This is a genomic window from Agrococcus baldri, from assembly GCA_900114805.1.
In the GTDB taxonomy this organism is placed as follows: domain Bacteria; phylum Actinomycetota; class Actinomycetes; order Actinomycetales; family Microbacteriaceae; genus Agrococcus; species Agrococcus baldri.
This window is the reverse complement of the sequence record FOZN01000002.1, coordinates 539,264-557,225: the sequence shown is the minus strand read 5'-3', so window position 1 is coordinate 557,225 and position 17,962 is coordinate 539,264. Positions and strand designations below refer to the sequence as shown.

Annotated in this window: 19 protein-coding genes and 1 tRNA gene; 9 read left to right on the top strand and 11 right to left on the bottom strand. The window is 70.7% G+C overall.

Annotated elements, in window-relative coordinates:
* Positions 1 to 45 precede the first annotated feature (45 nt).
* The 3 genes from BM288_RS06880 to BM288_RS06870 are packed head-to-tail and all read left to right on the top strand — an operon-like array spanning position 46 to position 2,618.
* The gene (locus tag BM288_RS06880; RefSeq protein ID WP_092917194.1) at positions 46 to 1,968 is read left to right on the top strand and encodes a BCCT family transporter; all 1,923 of its coding nucleotides are present in this window, start codon (positions 46 to 48) and stop codon (positions 1,966 to 1,968) included.
* A gap of 9 nt (positions 1,969 to 1,977) precedes the next feature.
* Complete coding sequence (locus BM288_RS06875) at positions 1,978 to 2,412, top strand: NUDIX hydrolase (RefSeq protein ID WP_092917192.1); 435 nt, start codon at positions 1,978 to 1,980, stop codon at positions 2,410 to 2,412.
* 20 nt (positions 2,413 to 2,432) lie between these two features.
* Positions 2,433 to 2,618: a hypothetical protein gene (locus BM288_RS06870; RefSeq protein WP_092917190.1), complete on the top strand. Its 186-nt coding sequence runs from the start codon at positions 2,433 to 2,435 to the stop codon at positions 2,616 to 2,618.
* 81 nt (positions 2,619 to 2,699) lie between these two features.
* On the opposite strand, the gene BM288_RS06865 is transcribed toward BM288_RS06870, so the two are convergent.
* Positions 2,700 to 3,299 carry a hypothetical protein gene (locus tag BM288_RS06865; RefSeq protein ID WP_092917188.1) on the bottom strand — a complete coding sequence of 200 codons (600 nt, stop codon included), beginning with the start codon at positions 3,297 to 3,299 and terminating at the stop codon, positions 2,700 to 2,702.
* A 142-nt stretch (positions 3,300 to 3,441) separates the two neighbouring features.
* On the opposite strand from BM288_RS06865, the gene BM288_RS06860 reads away from it, so the two are divergent.
* On the top strand, positions 3,442 to 3,981 hold the full coding sequence (locus BM288_RS06860; RefSeq protein ID WP_092917186.1) for a peptidylprolyl isomerase: 540 nt from the start codon (positions 3,442 to 3,444) through the stop codon (positions 3,979 to 3,981).
* Positions 3,982 to 3,988: 7 nt separating this feature from the next.
* Positions 3,989 to 4,858, top strand: a complete 870-nt coding sequence (locus tag BM288_RS06855) for a rhomboid family intramembrane serine protease (RefSeq protein WP_143103055.1) — start codon at positions 3,989 to 3,991, stop codon at positions 4,856 to 4,858.
* 55 nt (positions 4,859 to 4,913) lie between these two features.
* Here BM288_RS06855 and BM288_RS06850 read toward each other — a convergent pair whose 3' ends face one another.
* Entirely contained in the window at positions 4,914 to 5,177 is a 264-nt protein-coding gene (locus BM288_RS06850; RefSeq protein WP_092917182.1) for a cell division protein CrgA, read from the bottom strand.
* Positions 5,178 to 5,217: 40 nt separating this feature from the next.
* Here BM288_RS06850 and BM288_RS06845 point away from each other — a divergent pair, with 40 nt between their 5' ends.
* Genes BM288_RS06845 through BM288_RS06835 form a run of 3 tightly spaced genes read left to right on the top strand, consistent with a single transcriptional unit; the run spans position 5,218 to position 6,838 of the window.
* Positions 5,218 to 5,964: a class E sortase gene (locus BM288_RS06845; RefSeq protein ID WP_092917180.1), complete on the top strand. Its 747-nt coding sequence runs from the start codon at positions 5,218 to 5,220 to the stop codon at positions 5,962 to 5,964.
* A complete protein-coding gene (locus BM288_RS06840; protein ID WP_092917178.1) occupies positions 5,964 to 6,161 on the top strand; it encodes a hypothetical protein in 198 nt (65 codons plus the stop codon). Before BM288_RS06845 ends, BM288_RS06840 begins: the two co-directional genes overlap by 1 nt.
* Entirely contained in the window at positions 6,158 to 6,838 is a 681-nt protein-coding gene (locus BM288_RS06835) for an anthranilate synthase component II (RefSeq protein WP_092917176.1), read from the top strand. The genes BM288_RS06840 and BM288_RS06835 overlap by 4 nt, the downstream gene beginning before the upstream one ends.
* Positions 6,839 to 6,856: 18 nt before the next feature.
* Here the strand turns inward: BM288_RS06835 and pknB are convergent, their stop codons facing one another.
* From pknB to BM288_RS06800, 7 genes are all read right to left on the bottom strand, one after another.
* Positions 6,857 to 8,671 (bottom strand): Stk1 family PASTA domain-containing Ser/Thr kinase, encoded by a 1,815-nt coding sequence (gene pknB, locus BM288_RS06830; protein WP_143103054.1) that lies wholly within the window; start codon positions 8,669 to 8,671, stop codon positions 6,857 to 6,859.
* Positions 8,672 to 8,752: 81 nt separating this feature from the next.
* The gene (locus BM288_RS06825) at positions 8,753 to 10,498 is read right to left on the bottom strand and encodes a protein kinase domain-containing protein (protein ID WP_092917174.1); all 1,746 of its coding nucleotides are present in this window, start codon (positions 10,496 to 10,498) and stop codon (positions 8,753 to 8,755) included.
* Positions 10,495 to 11,946, bottom strand: coding sequence for a peptidoglycan D,D-transpeptidase FtsI family protein (locus BM288_RS06820; protein ID WP_092917810.1), 1,452 nt, complete (start codon positions 11,944 to 11,946; stop codon positions 10,495 to 10,497). Before BM288_RS06820 ends, BM288_RS06825 begins: the two co-directional genes overlap by 4 nt.
* Positions 11,947 to 11,969: 23 nt before the next feature.
* The gene (locus tag BM288_RS06815) at positions 11,970 to 13,334 is read right to left on the bottom strand and encodes an FtsW/RodA/SpoVE family cell cycle protein (protein WP_092917808.1); all 1,365 of its coding nucleotides are present in this window, start codon (positions 13,332 to 13,334) and stop codon (positions 11,970 to 11,972) included.
* A gap of 56 nt (positions 13,335 to 13,390) precedes the next feature.
* Entirely contained in the window at positions 13,391 to 14,632 is a 1,242-nt protein-coding gene (locus tag BM288_RS06810; RefSeq protein WP_092917172.1) for a PP2C family protein-serine/threonine phosphatase, read from the bottom strand.
* Between the two features lie 2 nt (positions 14,633 to 14,634).
* The gene (locus BM288_RS06805; protein WP_092917170.1) at positions 14,635 to 15,177 is read right to left on the bottom strand and encodes an FHA domain-containing protein FhaB/FipA; all 543 of its coding nucleotides are present in this window, start codon (positions 15,175 to 15,177) and stop codon (positions 14,635 to 14,637) included.
* Positions 15,174 to 15,851, bottom strand: coding sequence for an FhaA domain-containing protein (locus BM288_RS06800; RefSeq protein WP_092917168.1), 678 nt, complete (start codon positions 15,849 to 15,851; stop codon positions 15,174 to 15,176). Before BM288_RS06800 ends, BM288_RS06805 begins: the two co-directional genes overlap by 4 nt.
* Positions 15,852 to 15,945: 94 nt before the next feature.
* Between BM288_RS06800 and BM288_RS06795 the strand changes: the two genes are divergently transcribed.
* Positions 15,946 to 16,029, top strand: a tRNA-Leu gene (locus BM288_RS06795).
* 307 nt (positions 16,030 to 16,336) lie between these two features.
* On the opposite strand, the gene BM288_RS06790 is transcribed toward BM288_RS06795, so the two are convergent.
* Both BM288_RS06790 and BM288_RS06785 read right to left on the bottom strand, forming a co-directional pair.
* Positions 16,337 to 16,729, bottom strand: a complete 393-nt coding sequence (locus BM288_RS06790; protein WP_318255387.1) for a YrhK family protein — start codon at positions 16,727 to 16,729, stop codon at positions 16,337 to 16,339.
* Complete coding sequence (locus BM288_RS06785) at positions 16,726 to 17,901, bottom strand: alcohol dehydrogenase catalytic domain-containing protein (RefSeq protein ID WP_092917166.1); 1,176 nt, start codon at positions 17,899 to 17,901, stop codon at positions 16,726 to 16,728. The genes BM288_RS06790 and BM288_RS06785 overlap by 4 nt, the downstream gene beginning before the upstream one ends.
* Positions 17,902 to 17,962 lie beyond the last annotated feature (61 nt).

Genomic DNA, 17,962 nt, shown 5'->3' with positions numbered 1-17,962 from the left:
ACCGCACGACGGGTGCGCTGCCGCAGCAGCGAGCACAGGAGGATCATGAGCGAGCCGACCCACGAGCCGCCGCAGCCCGACCCGGTGGACCCCGGACCGGACGACAGCGCCCGCCTGCGACCGATGCACCCGGCGCTCGACACACCTCCGCTGCGCGCCGAGGAGGGCGGCCGCCGACCGCTCGACCGCGTCGTGTTCGGCGTCGCCGCCGCGGTCGCGCTCGGCTTCGTGCTCTGGGGCGCGCTCGGCACGCAGTCGCTCAGCACCGCCTCGGGCATCGGCCTCGAGTGGGTGGTGCACAACACCGGCTGGCTGTTCGCGCTCGCGGCGTCGGGCTTCGTGATCTTCATCGTCTGGATCGCCGCCAGCCGCTACGGCCGCATCCCGCTGGGCGACGACGGCGCGACGCCGGAGTTCAGCACCGTCTCGTGGATCGCGATGATGTTCTCGGCCGGCATGGGCATCGGCCTGGTCTTCTACGGCGTCACAGAGCCCGTCAGCCACCTGGTCGCGCCACCGCCCGGCACCGGGGGCGGCACCGACACCCAGGCCGTCCGCACCGCGATGGCCACCACGATGTTCCACTGGTCGCTGCACCCGTGGGCGATCTACTCGGTCGTCGGGCTGGCGCTCGCCTACAGCGTCTTCCGCAAGCGTCGCTCGCTGCTGATCTCCTCGGCGTTCACCGCGCTGGTCGGCAAGCGCGTGGTCGAGGGGCCGATGGGGCGCGCGATCGACATCTTCGCGATCTTCGCGACCCTGTTCGGCTCGGCCACCTCGCTGGGCATCGGCGCGCTGCAGATCGGCTCGGGCCTGCAGATCGTCGCCGGCCTCGACGAGGTCACCAACGGCATGCTGATCGGCGTCATCGCGGTGCTGACCGCCGGCTTCGTGGTCTCCGCCGTCTCGGGCGTCTCCCGCGGCATCAAGTGGCTCTCGAACACCAACATGGTGCTCGCCGGCCTGCTGGCGCTGTTCGTGTTCGTGGTCGGGCCCACGATCTTCATCCTCAACCTGCTGCCCACCACGATCGCCGGCTACTTCGAGCAGATCGCGGTGATGTCATCTCGCACCGAGGCGGCGGGCGGCGACGTCGTCGCCGACTGGCTGTCGGGCTGGACCATCTTCTACTGGGCCTGGTGGATCAGCTGGACGCCCTTCGTCGGCATGTTCATCGCCCGCATCTCGCGCGGCCGCACCGTGCGGCAGTTCGTCACCGGCGTGCTGGTGGCGCCGACGCTGGTCTCGCTGGTGTGGTTCGCGATCTTCGGCGGGCTCGGCATCGATCTGTCGCTGCAGGGCATCGACCTGGGCACCGACGGGGCAGAGGAGGCCGTGCTCTTCCGCGCGCTCGCCGAGCTGCCGCTCGGACAGATCACGTCGGTCGTGGTGATGGTGCTGGTGGCGATCTTCTTCGTCTCCGGTGCCGACGCCGCATCCATCGTCATGGGCACGCTCTCGCACCGCGGCTCGCTGCGACCCCACCGAGGCACCGTGGTGCTGTGGGGCGTCACGACGGGCGCCGTGGCGGCGGTCATGCTGCTGCTGGGCGGCGAGGATGCGCTCGACGGCCTGCAGCAGATCACCATCATCGCGGCGCTGCCGTTCGTGGTGGTGATGGTCGGGCTGGCATTCGCGCTCGCGCGCGACCTCTCGCAGGATCCGGTGGTCGTGCGCCGCAAGTACGCGCTCGCGGCGGTCGAGCACGCGGTGGTGGCTGGTGTGACGGAGCACGGCGACGACTTCCAGCTCACCATCGAGCAGTCGCCGCCCGGCGAAGGAGTCGGCGAGCTGGTGCCGACGCTGCCGATCGAGGAGCTGCCGGAGCACGAGCGGCACGAGGCGGCGCTGCCTGACGACGGGGCCCTCGAGCGGCACGGGCAGGGGGCGGATGCGTCGGCCGACGGCGGCGACGACGGTGACGACGGGGCGTCCACCGGCGGGCAGCGGCCGCAGCCTGCGCCATAGGATGGCCTGATGCGCATGCGAGTGGCCGCCTACGCCCTGATCACCAGGGGCGAGGGCGCCGACCGCGAGATCCTGCTGCCGCACTGGCGCGACAGCGGCATGAGCGGCTGGACGCTGCCGGGCGGTGGCGTCGAGCCGGGCGAGCACCCTGCTGACGGCGCCGTGCGCGAGGTCAAGGAGGAGACCGGCTACGACGCGCGGCTCACCGGCCTGCTCGGCGTCGACTCCGCCGTGCTGCCCTCCACCGCGCGCGGCGACGACATGCAGGCGCTGCGCATCCTCTACCGCGCCGAGATCCTCGGCGGCGAGCTCACGGTCGAGGTGGACGGCACGACCGACGACGTCGCGTGGCACCGGGTCGCCGACGTGGCGGACCTGCGGCGCGTGCACGCGGTCGACTGGGCTATCAGCCACATCGACGACGCGGGATCCCCGCTGCGCTGAGCCGCGCATCCGTCGCCATCATGCATCCGCTCATCATCCTCGGCTTCTGCCTCATGGTCGCCTGCTGCGTCGTCAGCGCCGTCGACATCTTCCGCACGATCCGCGAGGGACGTGAACCCGAACGGCGGATGCGCGCCTTCCTGCTCTCCGCGGGCCTGCTGGTCGTCGGGGGCATCCTGGTGCTGATCGGCGTCGTCAACAGCTGAGCGGTCGCTCCCGCCGGCACGGCGAAGGGGGCCCGCCTCGCGGCGAGCCCCCTTCGTGCTTCTTGGTCGAGCGTGGTTCGGTCACGCCTGCGGCGCACCGGCCTCCGGGCCGTCTGCGAGGCCGCCCGAGGGCTGGTCGACCGGCCGCGGGGGAGCGTCGACGGCCGAGTCCTCGGCGTCGGGGATCCACAGGTCGTCGTCGGCGCGCAGCGTCTGCCATGCGGCGTAGGCCGCGCTGGCCACCGCCACCGCGCCCACCCCGATGAGCACCCACTGGAAGGCGTTCGGGCCGCTGCGGTGCGACTTGGCCGGCGAGATCTCCGGCACGGTCGCGTAGCGCTGCACGTTCTTGATCGCGTCCTTGACGCGGTCGTCCTTCGCGACCTGCGCCATGGCGGCGAACGAGCCGAGGCCCGTGGCGATCGCCGGGACGACGGCCTTGTTCCAGCCCTTGGTGGCCCTCGAGAGCGTGTCGCGACCTGCGTCGGCGCCGCGGTGCAGAGCGCGCTCCGCGGCCGGCAGCAGCGACTCGCTGCCGTAGGCGCGCGCCTGATCCTTCGCCTGGCGGGCGATCTCAGCGGCGTGGTTGCTCACCACGCGCTGCTCAGCCCAGAGCTTGTCGGCCTTCTTGCGGAGCTTCTTGATCTCCTTCGCGCGCTTGCGCGTGAGTTCGAGCGACATATCTGTCCTTCCGTGGTCGAAGCCTGGGCGTCATCCTTGCAGGTTTTCCTGTGGGCGTCACTCAGTGTGTACGGGTTTCGCTGTCATCGAACCCGGCTGCCGCAGCCGCGTCGCGGCCCCGCTCCTGTGGGAGGATCGAGGCATGGCTCACCACACTGCTGTCGCAACGATCCGCACGTCTCTCGGCGAGATCAAGGTCAACCTCCTCGGCGACCACGCCCCCACCACCGTCAAGAACTTCGTCGAGCTCGCCACCGGTGCTCGCGAGTGGACGCACCCGGCCACCGGCGAGAAGTCGACCGCCCCGCTCTACGACGGCACGATCTTCCACCGCATCATCCCCGACTTCATGATCCAGGGTGGCGACCCGCTCGGGCAGGGCGTTGGCGGCCCCGGCTACCAGTTCGACGACGAGATCCACCCCGAGCTCACGTTCAACGCCCCGTACGTGCTCGCGATGGCCAATGCCGGCATCCAGATGGGCAAGGGCACGAACGGCTCGCAGTTCTTCATCTCGACGGTCGCCACCCCGTGGCTGCAGGGCAAGCACACGATCTTCGGCCTGGTCGAGGACGAGGCCTCGCAGCGGGTCGTCGACCAGATTCAGGCCGTCGCGACCGACGGCCGCGACAAGCCGCTCGAGGACGTCGTCATCGAGAGCGTCGACATCCAGCAGGTCTGAGCCCTCGGTGACAGCTGCAGCGCCCGCTGACCGGTGCTACCGGCACCCAGACCGCGTCAGCTGGGTGCTGTGCTCGCGCTGCGGCCGCACCGTGTGCGGGCAGTGCCAGCAGCAGGCGCCTGTCGGCGTGCGCTGCCCCGACTGCGTGCGCGAGCTCGCGCAGGAGCAGCGCACGCTGCACCGCGAGACGCGCGTCGCGCACGGCGGCCCCCGCACCGCGGTCGGCTCCCGCGTGCGCCGGTGGTTCGGGCAGCCCGCCCCGGTGACGATGACGATCATCGCCGTGACCGCGATGGTCGGCGTGCTGCAGCTGCTGACCGGCGGCTTCGTGACCAACCTGTTCGCCTACCAGATCGGCGCCGGCATCCTGCAGCCGTGGCGCTTCGTCACCTACGCGCTCGTGCACGCCGGCCTGCTGCACTTTGCCTTCAACATGCTCGTGCTGTGGATGGTGGGGCCGTCGATCGAGCAGCGCATCGGCAGGCTGCCCTTCCTCGCCGCCTACATCGTCAGTGCGGCCGGCGCGGCCGTCGCGGTCGCCTGGCTCACGCCCATGTCGGCGGTGGTGGGCGCCTCGGGCGCGATCTACGCGCTGTTCGGCATGGCCATCGGCATGCAGCGCATGCTCGGCCGCGTGCAGCCGGCGCTGCTGCTGGTGGTCGGCATCAACCTGGTGCTGACCTTCGTGCTCGGCGGCATCTCGTGGTCGGCGCACGTGGGCGGGCTCGCGATCGGCCTGGCGCTCGGGTTCGGCATCGGACTCGCGCACAAGCGGATGCGCGGCGATCAGGCGACTAAGGCCGCCTGGCTGGTCATCGCGGCGGTCGCGCTCGCGCTGGCGGCGCTGTTCGCGCTGCGGGTGGGCACCGCCCTCTAGAGGTTATCCACAGTTCTCTCCACAGCTGGGGAGAACTACACCGGTGTGATTCGCGCTACTTCCACCGCGTGGTCATGATGAAGCCGACGAACATGACGCCGAAGCCGATCACGATGTTCCACGGACCGAGGCTCGCCACCGGCAGCGTCTGCGCGGAGATGTAGTAGACGATCACCCACAGGAATCCGAAGAGCATGAAGCCGAACATGACCGGCTTGAACCAGGCCGGGTTCCGCTGCTCGTCGTGCGGGTTGCGCTCTCGACCCTTGGTGCGGCGCGCGGCCGACGCCTTCTCGACAGACTTCTCGCTGGGGCTCATGGAACCCCATGGTAATGCAGGCGGGGCCTAGAATTGGCCCGTGGCCAGGCAGCAGCGGGAGCGCCGGCGTCGACCGCGGCGCCGTGCCACCTTCGCGAGCGTGCTGGGCGAGCTGCTGCTGACGCTCGGTGTGCTCGCGCTCGGCTATGCCGGCTGGCAGTTCGCGCTCGCCGATGCCGTGATGGGCGAGCGGCAGCAGCAGGCCGCGCAGGCCTTCGCCGCAGAGCTCGGTCCGACGATCGTCGCCCCGGTGGATGCGCAGCTGCGCACCGACGAGCCGCCGGCCGAGAGCGCGGCGGCAGAGGGGGCATCCTTCGCCGTCATGTACATCCCGCGACTGGGCGAGTTCGAGCGCGCGGTCGGTGAGGGCACCAGTCGTGCGGTGCTCGACTCGCTCGAGCAGGGGCTCGCGCACTACAGCGACTCGGCGCTGCCGGGCGAGCTGGGCAACGTCGCGATCGCCGGCCACCGCAACGGCCAGGGCGGCCCCTTCACGCATCTCGATGAGATGCGCATCGGCGACCGCATCTACGTGCAGACGAGCGAGGCCTGGTACGTCTACGAGTTCCGCAACCACGAGTACGTCGCCCCCACCGGCGTCGGCGTGGTTGCGCCGGTGCCGCAGCAGCCGCAGACGCCCGCCGACGGCCGATACCTCACCATCACCACCTGCAATCCCGAGTGGTCGCCCGCCGGCCGCCTGATCGCCTACGCGACGATGGTCGGCTGGCAGAGCGCGGCCGAGGGCATGCCGGCCGAGCTCGCGCAGACGCTGGGCAGGGCCTGATGTACGCGGCCATCTGGCGAGCCCTGCCCGGCCCCTGGCCCGTCAGGCTGCTGCTCGCGCTCGCGCTGCTGGCGGGCATCGTGTACCTGCTGATCTTCCACCTCTACCCGTGGATCATGCAGGAGTTCTTCCCCACCCCCGACCCGGTGCTCGGAGCAGCCGGCGCCGGGCACGCACCGATCGAAGGCACCGCATGACCCGCATCCTCGTCGTCGACAACTTCGACTCGTTCGTCTACACGCTCGCCGGCTATCTGCAGGAGCTGGGCGCCGAGGTCGAGGTGGTGCGCAACGACCGTGTCGACGCATCCGCGATCACCGAGTGGGATGCGGTGCTGCTCTCGCCGGGGCCGGGTGCGCCCGCCGACGCCGGCGTCTCCATCCCGATGGTGCACGCCGCCATCGAGACCGGCACGCCGCTGCTCGGGGTGTGCCTGGGCCACCAGGCGATCGCGGAGGCGCTCGGCGGTGTCGTCACGCACGCGCCGGAGCTCATGCACGGCAAGACCAGCCTGGTCGAGCACGACGACTCGATGGTGTTCGCCGGGCTGCCGAGCCCGCTCACCGCGACCCGGTACCACTCGCTGGCGATCGTCGATGGCACGCTGCCGGATGCGCTGCGCGTCACCGCGCGCACGGTGCCGGATGCGTCGGGCGACGCGGGCGCGCACGCGACCGGCGTGATCATGGCCGTCGAGCACCGTGCGGCCCCGCTGTGGGGCGTGCAGTTCCACCCGGAGTCGGTGCTCACCGAGGGCGGCTACCGGATGCTCGGCAACTGGCTCGAGACCGCCGGTCTCTCCGGCGCTGCGGCCCTGGCTTCAGGCAGGGCACCGCTCATGACGCTGGCGCCGCCGCCCGACCACATCGCGTAGCCCAGGCCACGGGCGGGATCAGCCGTCGTCGCCGCCGCCTCCGCCGCCGCCGTTCCCGCCGCCGTTGCCGCCGCCGTTCCCGTTGCCAGGAGAGCTCGGCTGGGGATCTGGCTCGGGCTCGGGCTCGGGCTCCGGCTCGGGCGGGGGCGGGGGCTGGCCGTTGCAGTAGAGCAGCGTGATGGTGCTGCCCTGCGGGTGGTCGCCGGGTGCGAGCGACTGCTCGACCACGTCGCCGCCCATGCAGCGCAGGGTGTAGCGGCGCTCGACGGTGAGGCCGAGATCCTGCATCGTCGTGGCGGCCGAGGCGATCGGCAGGCTCGTCACGTCGGGGACGGTGACGTTGCCGTTGGAGAGCACGAGATTGATGATCGCGCCCTGCGACACATCGGTGCCGGCGCTCGGCTCGGTGCTGAGCACATGGTCGGCAGCCACGGTCGGGGAGGTGGCGCGGGTCACCTCCCCCACGGTGTAGCCCGCGGCCTCCAGCGCTTGGCGGGCGTGCGCCTCCGTCAGGTTGGAGACGCTCATGAGCGGCTCCGGCGGAGGACCGGTCGAGATCACCAGCTGCACCGGGGCGCCGGGCGCGATGTTGACGCCCGCCTCGGGCTCGGAGCGCAGCACGGTGCCGGCGGGGGCGGCGTCGATCGTGCGGCGCACCTCCACCCGCAAGCCGGCGGCCTCGACCGCGGCGATCGCGTCCTCCTCCTGCATGGAGATGACGTCGGGGACGGGCGTGGAGAGGCCCGCGATCGGCAGGTTGCCGAGGCTGAAGGCCCAGACGCCGGCGCCCACCACCAGCACGGCGATGAGCGCGACAGCCGCCCACAGCCAGGCCAGATGCGGCCTGCGGGTGCGCGCGGGCTGCACCTCGTCGGCGGCGGGATCGTCGGAGGCGAGCGCGGCGAACATCGTGGTCGCCGCGCCGATCTCGAGCGGTGCCGTGTGCGTCTTCACGAGCGGCACGAGCACACCGGCGAGCGCGTCGTCCAGTGCCTGCTTGAACTCGGTGGCCGTCTGGAAGCGGTCGTCGCGCGGCTTCTGCAGCGCCTTCTGCACCACCGAGTCCATCTGCGGCGTGACGCCGGGCGTGACCGACGAGGTGGTCGGCGGCTCCTCGGCGACGTGCTGATAGGCCACCCCGACCGCGGTGTCGGCGCTGAACGGGGGCTCGCCCGTGAGCAGCTCGAAGAGGATGACGCCGGTGGAGTACAGGTCGGTGCGGGCGTCGACCGACTCGCCGCGGGCCTGCTCGGGGGAGAAGTAGCCGGCGGTGCCGAGGATGGTGCCGGTCTGGGCCACGTTGGCGCTGGTCTCGCTGACTGCGCGGGCGATGCCGAAGTCCATCACCTTGATCTGGCCGCCGGGTGTGACCATGACGTTGCCGGGCTTGATGTCGCGATGCACGATGCCGGCGCGGTGGGAGTACTCGAGGGCGGTGAGGATGCCCTTCGTGATGCGCACCGCCTCGGCCTCCGGCAACGGGCCCTCAGCGATGATGTCCTTCACCATGCGGCCGTCGACGTACTCCATGACGATGTACGGCACGGCGGCCGGCTCGCCCTCGGCGTCGACCGCTGGCTCCTCGCCGGCATCGAAGACGCGCACGACGGTGGGATGCGACATCCGGGCCGCCGACTGCGCCTCCTGCCGGAAGCGGGTGCGGAACTCCGGGTCCTTCGAGAGCTCGGGCTTGAGCAGCTTGACCGCCACCTGCCGGTCGAGGCGGGTGTCGCGGGCGAGGTGCACCTCCGCCATGCCGCCCTGGCCGATGAGCTCGCCGATCTCGTAGCGGTCGCCGAGGGTGCGCAGCGACGCGATGATGCTGTCGGTCACCGCCGCTCCTCTCCTCGTCCGTGGTCTCCGGCCAGACCCCGGCGCGAGCAGGGATCGGTCGATTCTACGTCACGCGACCGGTCACGGCCCCTCGGGCGGCTCCACGGGCAGCGTCACCTCGGGCAGCGTCGGTTCCGGATCGGGGGTCGGCTCCGGCGTCGGCTCGGGCTCCACGGCGGTGAGCGTGAGCACGGGCGATGCACCGCTCGTGAGCGTCTGACCGCCCTCGATGGCGCAGTCGTAGCTGTAGGAGAAGTCGTTCTCGCCGACCGGCATCTGCGTGATGTTCAGCTGCGCACCGCCGGTGGGCTCGACCTGCTCTGAGCCGTCCGCCCAGTTGATGGTCACGTCGTAGCCGTCGAGCGCGTAGCCCGCCGGGCACGTGGCCGCATCCCACTCGATGACGTAGGCCGTGCCGGGCTCGAGCGCATCCGGGTCGCCGTCGCCCTGCAGCCGCGGCGCAGTCGTCGGGTCCTCGATCGCAGCGACGGGGGCGTGGATGGTGCCGGTCACGGTCGAACCCTCCGGCACCGAGCCGGTCGGGTCGACGGCGTAGATCGTCGCCACGTCGTCGGGGTTCGTCGCCGGGTCTCCCGTGGTCACCTCCGGCACCAGGCCGAGCGCTTCGACGGCGTTCCGGAACTCGGCCTCGGTCATGCCGATGAAGGCCGACTCGTCGACGGCCACCTCCGCCGGCCCGGTCGGCACCTGCGAGGTGTCGGAGGCCTGCGGCGGCACCTGCTGCTGGTTGAGCAGCATCATGACGATCGCGACGCCTGCCGCCACCAGCAGCACGGCCAGGATCACGACCGGCCAGATCCACGGATTCGTGCGGCGACGCTCGCGGGTGCGAGCCGTCGCGGTCGTCGCTGCGGCAACCGGCAGCGCGGCGGTCGCCGGGCTGGACTGCGTGGTGATGACTCGCGTCGCCGCCTGGGTGGGCGAGTCGATCGTCGCGAACGAGTCGGTCGAGGCGATGCCGGGCACGATCGCCGCGGCACCGGCGATGTCGCCTCGCCGCAGCATGGTCGCTGCGCGCGACAGGTGCGCGGCTGAGGTGGGCCGGTCGGCCGGGGTCTTCGCGATGCAGGAGAGCACCAGGTTGCGCACCGGCTCCGGCACCGAGCCGGGCAGGTCCGGCGGTGCGTCGTTGATGTGCGACATGGCGATGGCGACCTGCGACTCGCCCGTGAAGGGCCGCCGGCCGGCGAGCGCCTCGTAGGCGACGATGCCGAGCGAGTAGATGTCGGTCGACGGCGCCGCCTGCTGGCCAGAGGCCTGCTCGGGCGAGAGGTACTGCACCGTGCCCATCACCTGGCCGGTCGCGGTCAGCGGCACCTGGTCGGCGATGCGAGCGATGCCGAAGTCGGTGATCTTCACCCGGCCCTCAGGCGTGATGAGCAGGTTGCCGGGCTTGATATCGCGGTGCACGAGCCCCGCCTGGTGGGCGGCGTGCAGCGCGGCAGAGGTCTGCGCGACGATGTCGAGCACCTTGTCCGCCGAGAGCGTGCGGTCGCGGTCGAGGATCGCGCTGAGCGGCTCTCCGGGCACGAGCTCCATCACGAGGAAGGCGCTGCCCTCCTCCTCGCCGTAGTCGAACACGTTCGCGATGCCCTCGTGGTTGACGAGCGCGGCGTGCCGGGCCTCGGCGCGGAAGCGCTCGAGGAACCCGGGATCGCCCATGTACTCGTCCTTGAGGATCTTGAGTGCGACGGTCCGACCGATGACCTGGTCGGTCGCCTGCCAGACCTCGCCCATGCCGCCGATGGCGATCCGGCTGGTCAGCTGGTATCGCCCACCGAAGGTGAGTCCGCTGGATGGTCTCATGAGTTCAGCACCGCCTCGATCACTGCTCTCCCGATTGGCGCGGCGATCACGTTTGAAGTGTCACCGACGATGTTCTCATCTGGCACGACCACGACGGCGACTGCCACGCTCTGATCGTCCAGTTCTCCGTATCCCGTGAACCACAGGTTGAACGACCGGCCCTCGCCTCGCTCGGCGGTGCCGGTCTTGCCGCCGACCGTCACGCCGTCGATCTGCGCGTTGGTGGCGAGGCCCTCCTGCACGCCGAGCTCCATCGAGGCGCGCACCTGAGCGGCGACCTCGGCGGAGACGGGATTGCCCAGGATGGTCGGCTCCGGCTCGCTGATCACGTCGAGGTTCGGCGCGAGCACGCGGTCGACCATGTTCGGCTGCATCATCGTGCCGTCGTTCGCGATCGCCGCCGTCGTCATCGCGATCTGCATCGGCGTGACACGAACGTCGTGCTGGCCGAAGCCGGTCAGCATCAGGTTCGGCTCGTTCAGATCGCTCGGATAGCTGCTCGCCTGCACGCGGAGCGGGATGTCGAGCGTCTGCCCGTAGCCGAACGCTGCGGCCTGCTGCGCGATGGCGTCCGCTCCCAGCTGCTGCGCGAGCTGGGCGAAGGGGATGTTGCAGGAGAGGATGAACGCCGTCTCGAGCGTCACCGTCTCGCCCGGCCCGCAGGTCTCGCGGGAGGCATTGCGCACGACGTGCGTCGACTGCGGCAGCTGCAGCTCTGCCGGGTTCTCGAACTCGGAGTCGAGCGTGAACTGCCCCGACTCCAGGGCCGCCGAGAGCATGAGCACCTTGAACACCGAGCCGGGGGTGAACTGGTCGCCCTCGATCGTGCGGTTGTGCAGGGGGTCCTGCGGGTCGGCCAGCAGCCGGTCGTAGACCTCGGTGACGGCCGCGGTGCTGTGGCTCGCGAAGGGGTTCGGGTCGTACGTGGGGCTCGAGTACATCGCGAGCACGTCGCCCGTGTCGGGATCGAGCGCGACGACCGCGCCCACCCGGTCGCCCAGCGCATCCGCCGCCGCCTGCTGCGCCTGCGCGTCGATCGTGAGCTCGACCGACGAGCCCGCGGGGCTCTCGCCCGTCAGGGTCGCGAGCACCTGGTCGAAGAACTGGCTGTTGGCGGTGCCCGTCAGCTCCTCGTTCATGGCGTCCTCGATGCCGCGGCTGCCCTGGCCGAGCGAGTTGTAGCCGGTGACGTGCGCGTAGAGCGGCCCCATCGGGTACTCGCGCTGCCACTCGAACTCGTCGTTCGACGGGGTGGAGAGCGCTACCTGCACGCCGTCGACGACGATCGAGCCGCGCTCGACGGCGAACGAGTCGTAGAGCGTGCGGGTGTTGCGGGGGTCGGCCTGCAGCGCATCGGCCTGCACGGCCTGGATCATCGTGGACGAGCCGAACAGCCCGACGAACATGATCAGCAGCAGCGTGCTCACGCGCCGGATGGGCCGGCGCATGCTCTGCTCCCTTGAGGCGTCGGTCATACGATCCCCCTTCCCCGCACCGAGTCGCTCAACCGCAGCAGCAGCGCCACGATGAGCCAGTTGGCCAGCAGCGATGAACCGCCGGCGGCCAGGAACGGGGTCGTCAGGCCGGTGAGCGGGATGAGCCGGGTGACGCCGCCGACGACGATGAACACCTGCAGGCCGATGACGAACGCGAGCCCCACGCCCAGCAGCTTGGTGAAGTCATCCGGGCCCTGGAAGCCGATGCGGATGCCGCGCGAGACCAGGATCAGGTAGAGGCCGAGGATCGCGAAGATGCCGGCGAGGCCGAGCTCCTCGCCGAGCGAGGGGATGATGTAGTCGCTGTTGGCGTAGGGCGTGATATCCGGCCTGCCGAGGCCCAGCCCGGTGCCCAGCAGCCCCCCCTGCCCCATGCCGAACACGCCCTGCACGATCTGGAACGAGCCGCCCTGTGCCTCGTAGACGCTCTGGTCGAAGGCGTGGATCCAGGCGTCGATGCGGCGCTGCACGTAGCCGAGCGAGAGGTAGGCGGCGACGCCGCCGAGCGCGACCAGACCGACGCCGATGACCATCCACGAGCGGCGGCCGGTGGCGACGTAGATCATCACCAGGAACAGGCCGAAGTAGAGCACCGAGGTGCCGAGGTCGCGCTGGAAGACCAGCACGAGCATGCACATCGCCCAGACCACCAGGATCGGGCCGAGGTCGCGCAGCCGCGGGAAGCGCACGCCGAGCACCTTCCTGCCCACCACCGAGAGCGAGTCGCGCGCAGTCATCAAGTAGCCCGCGAAGAAGATCGCCAGCGCGATCTTGGCGAGCTCGCCGGGCTGGAAGGAGAACGGGCCGATGCCGATCCAGACCGTCGCGCCATTGATCGTGCGCCCGATGCCGGGCATCAGCGGCAGGATCAGCAGCAGGAAGGCGATCGCCATCGCGAGGTACCGGAAGCGGGCGAGCACGCGGTGGTTGCGCACCACGATGATCGCGACGATCGCGATGATCAGGGCGACGCCCGTCCAGGCGATCTGCCGCATCGAGGCGGCGTCCCAGCCGGTCACGCCGTCAGCGATGTCGATCCGGTAGATCATCGCGATGCCGAGCCCGTTGAGCGCGGTCGCGACGGGCAGGATGATCGCGTCGGCCTCGCGCGCGACCACCCGCAGCGCGACGTGCAGCGCGAGCGTCAGGACGCCGAGCCCCGCGGCGAGCTGCAGCGGGAAGAGGTCGACGGTCTGCAGCGCGCCCAGCTGCACGAGCACCATGGCGCTGCCCGCGATCACCCACGCGACGATGAGCAGGAACAGCTCGAGGTTGCGCAGCTTCGCGGGGTTGCGGATGCGCACCTTGATGGCCTCGGTCACGTCGCGCAGCTGCACGATGCCGGTCTGGAGCGCGTTGCTGGGAGCGGCCTGGTCGCGCGGCGCCGCCTGGTGCGTCACGGCGACGGCTCCAATCGCTCGACGATGGCCTGCGCGGCGGCCAGGGAGCCGGCGGAGATGGTCTGCTCGACGTTGCGCTGGTTGAACGGCGTGAGGTCGTCGATCGCGATGTCGGTCTCCTCCACCTGGGTGGCGAGCACGATCGGTCCGATCTGCTGCTGGATGCCCTGGTAGATGGCGACGTTGCCGGCATCGTTGACGCCCACGAAGTAGCGATCCTGGGTCCAGGTGTAGAACACCGCGGAGAGCACCACGATGGCGATGATCGCCAGGCTCGCCCCGATGCCCCAGGTGATGCGGCGCATGCGGCGCATGCGGCGCTGCTCGGCGAGCAGCTCCTGCAGGAACTCCTCGCTCTCGGGCTCGAAGTGCTCGAACGCCGGCTGCATGCGCGACTGCCGCGGGTGCAGCAGCAGCTGGCCGAGGCTCACCGAGGTGCGCTCGGGCTCGACGGCCTCGTAGCTGATGGGCGCGGCGGCGGAGCCGACAGTGGTGGGCTCGATCGAGGACGAGTGCCGCTCGTCGATGTCGCAGATCACGACGGTGACGTTGTCGGGGGCGCCGCGCGAGAGCGACTCGTTGACCAGCCGCTGCACGGTGGAGGGGGTGTCGAGCCCCTGGGCGAGGATGGCGCGGATGCGGTCCTCGTCCACGTAGCTCGAGAGCCCGTCGGAGCAGACGAGCCAGCGGTCGCCGGGCAGCGTCTGCTCGATCAGGATGTCGATCTCGGGGTTGGTCTCGACGTTGCCGAGCACGCGCATGACCACGTTGCGCCGCGGGTGGTGCTCGGCCTCCTCGCGGGTGATGCGACCGGCGTCGACCAGCTTCTGCACGAACGTGTGGTCGGTGGAGATCTGCTCGAGCGCGCCCACCCGGTACCGGTAGATGCGGCTGTCGCCGATGTGCGCGATGCCCATCTGGTCGCCGACCCGGATGATGCCGGAGCCGGTCGTGCCCATGCCCGTCAGCTCGGGGTGCTCGAGCATCGCCTGCTGCAGGGCGTCGTTGCCCTCGCGCAGCGCGGTCGCGAGCGCCTCAGCCGCCGCCTGCGGCGTCTCGTACTCCCCGTCGGCCTCGCGGGCCCTGCGTGTGACGATGGCGCTCGCGACATCACCGCCCGCGTGCCCGCCCATCCCGTCAGCCACGAAGCACAGGGTCGCTCCCGCGTAGCCGGAGTCCTGGTTCTCCGTGCGGATCCGGCCGACGTGACTGATCGCGGCCGCGAGCGGTGTGCTCAAGCTCAGCGCCTCAGCTCGAACGTGGTGGTGCCGATGCGCACGGCTGACCCGACCCGCACGGGCGTGGACTCGCTGATGCGTGCGCCCTCGACGAAGGTGCCGTTGGTCGAGCCGAGGTCCTGCACGACCCACTGGTCGCGCCAGCGCACGATCTTGGCGTGCTGGTTCGAGGTGTAGTCGTCCTTGATCTGCAACCCACTGCCGGAGGAGCGGCCGATCGTGAGGCCGGTCTGCGGCAGGTCGAGCTCCAGGCCCGATCGTGGGCCGGAGGTGATGACGATGCGGGTCGCATCACCCGATCGAGCGGATGCGTTGCTCGCGCTCGCGCGCTCGGTCACGGTGGTCGGCGCATCGGCCGACTCCGACGGGGCGGTGGGCGTCGCGCCGCTCTCGCGCGACCTGGCGCTCTGCACCGCCACCCGCTGCAGCGGGGTGAGCTTCGGGCCGAACAGGTCGCTGCGCAGCGAGTACAGGACGATGAAGATGAACAGCCACAGCACGGCGAGGAAGCCGATCCTGATGACGATGAGGGTCAGCTCGCTCACGCTTGCTCCTTCGACTGTGCCAGCACGCGGTAGACGATGCGTGTGGCACCGATGTCGATGATCGAGTCGGGCTCCAGCAGCGCGCTCCCCAGCGCCCTGCCGTTGAGCGTGGTGCCGTTGGTGGAGCCGAGGTCGCTCACCTGGGCACGGGTGCCGTCCCAGATGATCTCGGCGTGCTTACGGGAGGCGCCGGCGTCGTCGACGGTGATGTCGGCGTCCGAGCCGCGACCGATGACGGTGCTGCCCTTGCGCAGCCGGTAGCGCTTTCCCTTGATGTCGACGACCGCCGACCACACGACCTCGCCGGCGGCGGAGTCGGAGGAGATGTCGAGCATCCCCGTGGTCATGCCCTCATCGGGCTCGAGACCGAGGTCGATGGGGCCGGGGAAGGAGTAGCCCGACTGGCGCGCGTGCGTCTGCAGCGTGCCGGTGAGCTCGTCGAGCAGCGAGTCGCCGAGCCGGCGCAGGCGCTCGAAGTCGGCGGGCGCGAGACGCACGGTGAGCCGGTTCGGCACCAGGATGCGGTCGCGGGAGACGACGCTGGCCTGGGTGTCGAGCTCGCGCTTGAGCGCACTGGCGATCTCGACCGGTTCTACGCCGGATCGGAACGTCTTCGCGAAGGCGCCGTTGACGGCCTTCTCAATGCCGCGCTCGATCGAGTCGAGGAATCCCATGTGCGTGCTCACCTCCCATCAGCCGCCGTTAGCGTACCCGGCGAGGCTAGGAACCTGATATTCTCGTTGAGTTGCCCGCTCACCGGCGGGCTTCGCGCGAGTGGCGGAATTGGCAGACGCGCTGGCTTCAGGTGCCAGTGTTCGCAAGAACGTGGGGGTTCAAGTCCCCCCTCGCGCACGATCGGCCCCGGGCTCCACCCCGGGGCCGTTCCTCATTTCCGGGTGCGGGCCCACGGGCCTTGCGCCGATGACCGGCCCCGCGTCGCGAGCGGAGGAGGGAATCGCGATCCGTCCCGAGACGAGGACGAATCGTCCTCATCCTGCGACGCGTCCTCTTTCCGGGACATCGAGCTGAACATGCCGTGGGCCTGGCGGCAGCGGCACGGATGCTGGCGGCAGGGTGGCGAGGCCACGGTGCGCGCGCGCTGTCAGGTGCGATCACGGCGAACGTCGCTGCGACGGCGGCGAGTCTGCGGCTTCTCAAGCTACTCGGGGGCTCGATCCGGGCCGGGCGGCGTCTCGACGTCCTGTCGTGCAGCGTGGTCGCGCTCGCTCGAGCGCACGCGGAACGAGCCGGGTGCCTCGGGGGCGGCGCCGGCCAAGCGCTCGACGTCGTGCTGCTTCGCCAGCCACAGCTCGCGAGCCAGCCGGATGGCGGGCTTGAGCGCGAAGCAGATCGAGCCGAGCAGGAACCCCCACGTGGCGATGCGCATCGTCGACTCGAAGAAGAAGAGGATGCTGCCGACGATGAACAGCGTTGCGGCGGTGAAGTCGGCCACGGTGTGCAGCACCTCGTACAGCGCGTAGCGGCGCGCCGCCGCCGGGCTGATGTCGCGGTCGCGCGGATCGAACAGCGGCCTGCGGGCCTCGCCGCTCACGGCTCGAGCACGACCTTGATGCAGCCGTCGCCCTTCTTCTGGAAGAGCTCGTACATCTCGGGCGCACGATCCAGCGGCACCCGGTGGGTGACGAGGTCCTCGACGCCCAGCGGGTCGGAGGGGTCCTCGACCAACGGCAGCAGCGCATCCCGCCATGACTGCACGTTGCACTGGCCCATCCGGATCGAGACCTGCTTGTCGAACAGCGTCATCATCGGGATCGGGTCGGCCGTGCCGACGTAGACGCCGCTGAGCGACACCGTGCCGCCACGGCGCACGGCATCGAAGGCGGTCATGAGCGCGCTGAGCCGGTCGAGCCCGGCCTGCTGCATCATCGGCCGGGCGAGCGCGTCGGGCAGCAGCCCGACCACGGCCTGCGCTGCCGCCGCACCGGGTGCGCCGTGCGCCTCCATGCCGACCGCATCGACCACCGCATCCGGGCCGCGGCCGTCGGTGGCGTCGCGGAGCGCAGCGACCGCGTCGTCGACCAGGTCGAGCGTCTCGACGCCGTGCCGCTCGGCCATCGCCCGCCGCTCGGGCACCGGGTCGACCGCGATCACGCGGTGGCCGAGGTGGCGGCCGATGCGGGCGGCGAACTGGCCGACCGGCCCGAGCCCGAGCACGGCGAGCGAGCCGCCCTCGGGAACCTGCGCGTACTGCACGCCCTGCCACGCAGTGGGGAGGATGTCGCTGAGGAAGAGGTAGCGGTCGTCGGGCAGCTCGTGCCCGACCTTGGTGGCGTTGAAGTCGGCGAGCGGCACGCGCAGGCGCTCGGCCTGCCCGCCCGGCACCGAGCCGTAGAGGGAGGTGTAGCCGTAGAGGGAGGCGCCGGTGCCCTGCTCGCGGTTCTGCGTCGTCTCGCACTGGGTCGTGAGCCCGCGCGCGCACATGAAGCAGTCGCCGCATGCGATGACGAAGGGGATCACGACGCGATCGCCGGGCGTCAGCCGCGTCACCTCCGAGCCCACCTCCTCGACGATGCCCATCGTCTCGTGGCCGAGCACGTCGCCCTTGGTCAGGAAGGGACCGAAGAGCTCGTAGAGGTGCAGGTCGGAGCCGCAGATCGCCGTCGAGGTGACGCGGATGACGACGTCGGAGGGCTGCTCGATGCGGGGCGAGGGGACATCCTCGACGGTGACGGTGCGCTTGGACTGCCAGGTGAGTGCTCGCATGGCCGCGACGCTACGGCAGGACCGCGCGTAGCAGAACCCTCGATCCGGAGACTCACACCGC

Coding starts and splice junctions, on each gene's coding strand:
- BM288_RS06880 (WP_092917194.1), top strand. CDS start 46: ATGAGCGAGCCGACCCACGAGCCGCCGCAGCCCGACCCGGTGGACCCC.
- BM288_RS06875 (WP_092917192.1), top strand. CDS start 1,978: ATGCGCATGCGAGTGGCCGCCTACGCCCTGATCACCAGGGGCGAGGGC.
- BM288_RS06870 (WP_092917190.1), top strand. CDS start 2,433: ATGCATCCGCTCATCATCCTCGGCTTCTGCCTCATGGTCGCCTGCTGC.
- BM288_RS06865 (WP_092917188.1), bottom strand. CDS start 3,299: ATGTCGCTCGAACTCACGCGCAAGCGCGCGAAGGAGATCAAGAAGCTC.
- BM288_RS06860 (WP_092917186.1), top strand. CDS start 3,442: ATGGCTCACCACACTGCTGTCGCAACGATCCGCACGTCTCTCGGCGAG.
- BM288_RS06850 (WP_092917182.1), bottom strand. CDS start 5,177: ATGAGCCCCAGCGAGAAGTCTGTCGAGAAGGCGTCGGCCGCGCGCCGC.
- BM288_RS06840 (WP_092917178.1), top strand. CDS start 5,964: ATGTACGCGGCCATCTGGCGAGCCCTGCCCGGCCCCTGGCCCGTCAGG.
- BM288_RS06835 (WP_092917176.1), top strand. CDS start 6,158: ATGACCCGCATCCTCGTCGTCGACAACTTCGACTCGTTCGTCTACACG.
- BM288_RS06825 (WP_092917174.1), bottom strand. CDS start 10,498: ATGAGACCATCCAGCGGACTCACCTTCGGTGGGCGATACCAGCTGACC.
- BM288_RS06820 (WP_092917810.1), bottom strand. CDS start 11,946: ATGCGCCGGCCCATCCGGCGCGTGAGCACGCTGCTGCTGATCATGTTC.
- BM288_RS06800 (WP_092917168.1), bottom strand. CDS start 15,851: ATGGGATTCCTCGACTCGATCGAGCGCGGCATTGAGAAGGCCGTCAAC.
- BM288_RS06785 (WP_092917166.1), bottom strand. CDS start 17,901: ATGCGAGCACTCACCTGGCAGTCCAAGCGCACCGTCACCGTCGAGGAT.